Here is a 6,040-nt window from a genome sequence, read left to right on the forward strand (position 1 = left end):
GTACTTCACTACTTTCGGACGGTCATGCTGCATAAATCTCCCTGTGGTTAAGGTCAACCTATTTCAGGACGTGACAGGGAGGATGGATTGGAAGGAGCAAAGGGAGGATGGAAGAAGCAAAATACTTCGTCCCTTTCCTCCCCTTCATCCCTTTCCTCCCCTTCCACCCTTTAAATAAGATCAAGACTCATGAGAATAGTGCGGGTGCTTAGGAAGATTACAAGTGCGCCTACGATTAGCATTAGCGGCTTCCTTTTGATTTTACCGACGAGCAATGCACCGAATGGGGAAGCGATCACGCCGCCTACGATGAGACCAAGCACTACCTGCCAGCTCGCCACACCATGAAAGAAAAGGAATGTAATTCCGCTTGAAAAGCTGATCACAAACTCTGCCGCATTAACCGAGCCGATCGTGTAACGTGGATCGCGGCCCTGCCCGAGCAATGAAGATGTGACAATCGGACCCCAGCCGCCGCCACCAATGGAATCAAGGAAACCGCCAGCAGCTGCGAGTACGCCGATGCGTTTTGTTTTTGTTTTGGCCAATTTGGTTAAAAGCGCCTTGCGAATAATGATCAAACCCAGAATGAGCATATAGAATGCGATAAAGGGCTTGATAAAATTACCATCGATCACATCCGACAGCAGGTAAGCGCCAGTTACGGCTCCGATCACGCCGGGAATAAGCAGACTTTTAAATAGTTTCTTGTTGATGTTTTTAAACCGGAAATGCGAAATCGCGGAAGCGCCTGTGGTGAACATCTCCGCCACGTGCACACTCGTACTGCTGATCGCCGGTGGCACGCCCATTCCAAGCAGGAAAGAAGACGAAGTAGCGCCATAAGCCATCCCCAACGCACCGTCTACCATTTGTGCTATAAACCCTACCAGCAGGTAAAGCGCAAAGTCACTGCCCAGGAAATCGCCAACATTTTCGGCATTAAACGCGCCAGGTCCATTGAAAATCAGGATACCGGCAACGCCCAGAACCAGTGCGATCGGGAGCAGTAACCAGGATGAAAACGGGAGACGTAATGAGAGAACTTTGGAAAGCATAGAAGCGCAGCAGAATTGTTAGGCTTCAAAAGTAGCAAATCTATTTACTCTATTAAAATTATAGTCTATTAAATTTACCTTAAAATATATTGAACAGACGAGCTATTGCTTCCAAAACCGCATTTCAGGAAAGTGGTTCGGGTCTCGGCGGCGCGCCGGCTGGCCTGGATCTGTCCTCGGGTAATGGGATAAATTCCTGATCGTCTGTCGGCGGGAGTATGATCCTGCCCTGCTTCCAATCTTCCTTGGCCTGCTCGATTCGCTCTTTCCGGGACGAAACGAAGTTCCACCAGATAAACCTTTCACCCAGCGGCTCGCCTCCCAGCAGCATCAGCGTCGTATTTTCCGCGGCAATGATCACCGGATCGATACCTTTATTGAAAGCCAGCATCCTGCCCGATCCGTAGCGATGCCCGCCGACCTCCACCGAACCTTTCACTACATAGATTGCCCGCTCACTGTATCCCGCCGGCAGCCCGAAACGTGCACCCGCGTTGAGTACCACGTGCAGGTAAAACAACGGTGAATGCGTTTTGACCTCATTTTTCAAACCATAAGCATCACCCGCAATCAGCCGCATCCAAACATCTTTGTCCGTAAAAATGGGTAATTCCGCGGTACTGTAATTCTTAAAGTCCGGCGAAGCTTCTTCGTCTTTTTCGGGCAATGCGACCCAGGTTTGTATCATTTCCAACCCGCCCGCCAATGCAGCCGGATCTTCAAAACGCTCCGAATGCGCAATGCCGCTGCCCGCTGTCATCCAGTTTACCTCACCCGGCCTGATCACCTGCTGAACTCCCAGACTGTCGCGGTGGGTTACCTGGCCGCCAAACAGATAGCTCACGGTTGACAAACCGATATGCGGGTGCGGCAGTACGTCGAGTGACGACGGATTCGCCGGAATATCAGCGATCGGACCGGCGTGGTCCATGAAAATAAATGGCCCTAACATTCGCCGCAAACGGAATGGGAGAATGCGCTTGACCATAACAGATTCGCTGATGGCAGCCTTTCGTGCTTCGATGACAATGTCTAACATAGCTGGTATTTGATTGAGCTAAATATAAGGAAAGCTGTCAAGAAATTAATGCAACAATGTTGCATATGAATAGCCTGCCCCTATATTTGCACCCGTGTTCATTTACCCACTCCTATGCACCTCCATTTGATCCGCATTGTTGCCCTGCACGAAATCAGGACCGTTTTCAGGAGCAAAATGCCCTTTATTCTTTACAGTATTCTGTTAGCCATGCTTTTACTTGCCGGGTTTGTTGGCTGGAATTACGTAAGTAAGTTCAATGCACAGCAAGCCAGGTACACCACGGAAGTCCAGGATAACTGGATGAACCAGCCTGAGCGCCATCCCCACCGGGTGGCGCATTATGGCTACCTCGTTTTCAGGGAAAAAGCGCCGCTCAGTTTCTTTGACTTTGGTCTGGACAGCTACGTAGGTAACTCCATTTTCCTGGAAGCGCACCGCCAGAATACTGTAAATATGAGCGAGGCAGGCTTTTCAAACGGGATGCTGCGCTTTGGTGAGCTGAGCATGGCGCTGGTACTTCAACTGCTGGTACCTCTTTTCATCATTTTTCTGGGCTTCGCTACGGTTGCCGGGTTGAAGCAGAACGGGGTTTTGAAAATCCTGCTGTGCCAAAAAGCTTCTTACCTGGATATACTGGCCGGAAAAACGGCCGGGCTGGTCGCGGTAACATGGCTGCTGTTCCTGCCTTTGATCCTCACCGCATTGATCGGCGGCGCGGTACTGCTGCAAAACGAGATCAATGCAGAGCTGCTGCTCAGGAGCGCACTGATCCTTTTCGTTTACGCGATCTATTTCCTGATCATCACGATGATCGTGACCAGCGTTTCGGCAATGAGCAAAAATGCTTCAAATGCATTGATACTGCTCATATTGGGCTGGATGGTCTGTTTTATTGTTATTCCAAAAAGCGCACAGACGCTCGGCAGCAGCCTGTACAAAGCCCCGGACAAGATTGCATTTGAACAGGCTATTGAAGCTCAGGTAAGAAAAGAAGGCGACAGCCACGACCCCGACGACCCGCATTTCGCAGCATTGCGGGCGAGTACCCTGAAAAAGTACGGCGTGGATTCGGTGCACAAACTGCAGGTGAACTATGGCGCTATGGTAATGCAGGAAGGCGAGCGCATTACTTCGGGAATCTTTGGAACACAGTTCAACAAGCTGATCAAAACTTATAAAGCACAGAATGCGGTATCCGTCATCCTCGGCTTTTTTGATCCCTACCTTCCGTTGCGAAACATTTCAATGCAACTCTGCGGGGTTGATTTCGATACATTTTCTGAATTCCAGAAACAAACCGAACAATACCGTTTTGACAAAACAACACTGATCAACCAAATCCACCTTACGCAGATCTCTTACCAAAACGACCGTGCGCAGAAAGTAGCCCAATCGAACTGGCAACAAATGCCGCCGTTTAAATTCCGGCCGGTGCCACTTACGGCCACCATATACAATGCAAAATGGAGCCTGATCGCATTGCTTTTCTGGCTTGCTGCCGGTGCCGCCGCACTCGGCTACATTTCTTCCCAACGCAAATTCCAGCTATGAAAATCAGCAGTAAGTTCCTCTATTTGGAAGTCAAAAATTTCTTCCGCGAGAAAACAGTGCGCTGGGCAATCACCGGACTGGTTTTGTTTGGCCTGTACAGCTTTTATCATGGTAAAAAGGTAATCGGCAGTCAATTGGCTACCATCAGCTCCATTCCTGCTGTCCAGAAAACCCACCTGCAACATATTGCAGAGGAAGGCAAAGGAAAGACTGTGGGAACCACCGCTTATTACCCATTTTTTTACACGGCCAACTATCCTTCACCCTGGGCGTCATTTTCAATTGGTCAGCGCGATGTGAATGCATTCAGTTTGAAGATCAAAATTTTGGGTATCGAAGGTCAGCTGTACGATTCGGAGCTTACCAATCCGCTTACGTTGCTGGTAGGTAACCTTGATGCTGCATTCGTTTTCATCTTTCTGTTCCCGCTGCTGATCATCGCATTTACTTACAACACGGTCTCGCAGGAGCAGGAACACGGCGTGTGGCGGATCGTGGAAACGAATGCACCAAGCCTGCTTACCATCATTTTTATCAAGCTGCTGGTAAGATTTTCAGCCGTGGTAATTACTGCGTCGGTTGTGTTTCTGGCAGGTGTCTTGCTGCTCGGACTCCCGTTTTCAGGTCCTACTTTCCAGCTCTTCGGGGTAATCATTTGTTACCTGCTGTTCTGGTTCCTGCTTTGTGCGTTCGTGATCTCGCTGGGCAAAAGTTCCTCCTTCAATGCGACTGCACTGGTTTCCTGCTGGATATTCCTTTGCATGCTTTTCCCGGGAATTGCCAATGTGCTGATCAGCGGGCAGATCGCGATTCCCGAGGCGCTCGAAACGACCGTTAGGCAGCGGGAAGGTTATCATGCCAAATGGGATTTGCCCAAGAAACCGACGATGGAGACTTTCTACGCGGCTTACCCGCAGTACCGCAAGTACCCTATTCCAGAAAATGAGTATTCGGCGGGTTGGTACTACGCGATGCAATACGCCGGCGAAGTGGAAGCACGCGAGTCGGCGGGGCAATTGTTTGAAAAGCTGGCACAAAGACAAGCCCTGGCTGAGCAGATCGGTATGCTTAATCCGGTGATCTACGCACAGCAAATGCTCAACCGCGTTGCGGCAACCGACCTGACGAACCACATTGAATACCTGCAATCGGTGAAGCGCTACCACAAACAGCTGAGGGAGTATTTTTATCCGCACATATTTGAAAATGAGCAAACTGAGAACCTCGACTGGACCAGCTACCCCAAGTACCAGCCCCAGGCAGTGACCGCGAATGCGGGCAGTGCATCCGTATTGCCGCTGGTCGTGTGGAGCTTGCTGGCGGGATTGTCTGCCACTTTATTATTGAGAAGAAATTTTATCCAATATAGCCGGAAGCAAAATGCTTGAAGCCCACAATCTGACCAAGAAATACGGTGACTATACCGCATTGAATAACCTGAACCTGACCATTGGAAAAGGGGAAATATTTGCATTGCTGGGCCAGAATGGCGCAGGTAAAACGACCACGATCAATCTCTTTCTCGGGTTCGTGGAGCCAACTTCTGGCGTTGCTTCCATTGACGGGCTGAATGTGGCCACGCACGTAGAAGAAACCAAGACCAGACTTGCCTACATTCCCGAGACCGTCATGCTCTACCCCAACCTGACCGGACTCGAAAACCTCGAATATTTCTCATCCCTGGCCGGGTTCAGCTATGAAGCCGCACAGCTGGCGGGGTTCCTGGATACGGCGGGCCTACAAAGTGCAGCGCACGGCAAGCGCCTGGGCGGTTACTCCAAAGGAATGCGGCAGAAAGTGGGTATTGCAATCGCGATCGCGAAAAAGGCCAAGGTACTGCTCCTCGACGAACCCACGAGCGGACTGGACCCAAAAGCTTCCAACGAATTCTCAGAGATACTAAAAACGCTGTCGGCATCGGGTACGGCCATTCTGATGGCCACGCACGACATTTTCCGGGCACGTGAAGTGGCAACCCGGATCGGGATCATGAAAGAAGGCAACCTGCAATCCGTGATCGAAGCAGGCTCTATCTCGGCCAATGAACTGGAACAGCTGTATTTGAAAACTGTTTGAAATTGGCCTGAACTGACCATTCAAAATACAGCGAATTTGGCGTCATTCTGCTGGCCTGGCTGCCGGTAATACTGGTACATTGGCTTCAACCTGATCTTGTAGGTTACCTTGCCAAGTTTCGGATCAGTGTCTTCGTAAATGAATGTGGCACCACCTTTTACCGTCGCATTCCGCGCTTCTTCCAGCGTTTTGTAGATCCTGTAAGTGCTCGTTTCCAGGTAAGCCGATTTTCCCGGAACGATCATTGGCAAAGGTGAATTTGCCTCTGATTCCACTACTGCCGTTCCTTTTTCATCATCCCAGTGAATGCGCA

Annotated in this window: 6 protein-coding genes; 3 read left to right on the forward strand and 3 right to left on the reverse strand. The window is 50.2% G+C overall.

Annotated features, from left to right (window positions below):
* Positions 1–170: 170 nt before the first annotated feature.
* Together ACTIE6_RS15375 and ACTIE6_RS15380 are read right to left on the reverse strand one after the other, a co-directional pair.
* Entirely contained in the window at positions 171–1,058 is an 888-nt protein-coding gene (locus ACTIE6_RS15375) for a sulfite exporter TauE/SafE family protein (protein ID WP_439557479.1), read from the reverse strand.
* A 124-nt stretch (positions 1,059–1,182) separates the two neighbouring features.
* Entirely contained in the window at positions 1,183–2,097 is a 915-nt protein-coding gene (locus tag ACTIE6_RS15380; protein ID WP_439557480.1) for a pirin family protein, read from the reverse strand.
* 114 nt (positions 2,098–2,211) lie between these two features.
* On the opposite strand from ACTIE6_RS15380, the gene ACTIE6_RS15385 reads away from it, so the two are divergent.
* Genes ACTIE6_RS15385 through ACTIE6_RS15395 form a run of 3 tightly spaced genes read left to right on the forward strand, consistent with a single transcriptional unit; the run spans position 2,212 to position 5,727 of the window.
* Complete coding sequence (locus ACTIE6_RS15385) at positions 2,212–3,651, forward strand: ABC transporter permease (protein ID WP_439557481.1); 1,440 nt, start codon at positions 2,212–2,214, stop codon at positions 3,649–3,651.
* Positions 3,648–5,039, forward strand: a complete 1,392-nt coding sequence (locus tag ACTIE6_RS15390; protein ID WP_439557482.1) for an ABC transporter permease — start codon at positions 3,648–3,650, stop codon at positions 5,037–5,039. The genes ACTIE6_RS15385 and ACTIE6_RS15390 overlap by 4 nt, the downstream gene beginning before the upstream one ends.
* Positions 5,032–5,727: an ABC transporter ATP-binding protein gene (locus tag ACTIE6_RS15395; RefSeq protein ID WP_439557483.1), complete on the forward strand. Its 696-nt coding sequence runs from the start codon at positions 5,032–5,034 to the stop codon at positions 5,725–5,727. The genes ACTIE6_RS15390 and ACTIE6_RS15395 overlap by 8 nt, the downstream gene beginning before the upstream one ends.
* Before the next feature lie 20 nt (positions 5,728–5,747).
* Here the strand turns inward: ACTIE6_RS15395 and ACTIE6_RS15400 are convergent.
* Positions 5,748–6,040 (reverse strand): hypothetical protein (locus ACTIE6_RS15400; protein ID WP_439557484.1); only part of this gene is annotated, 293 nt, incomplete at its 5' end.

Origin of the sequence: Dyadobacter sp. (assembly GCF_051859145.1) — a bacterium.
Classification (GTDB): domain Bacteria; phylum Bacteroidota; class Bacteroidia; order Cytophagales; family Spirosomataceae; genus Dyadobacter.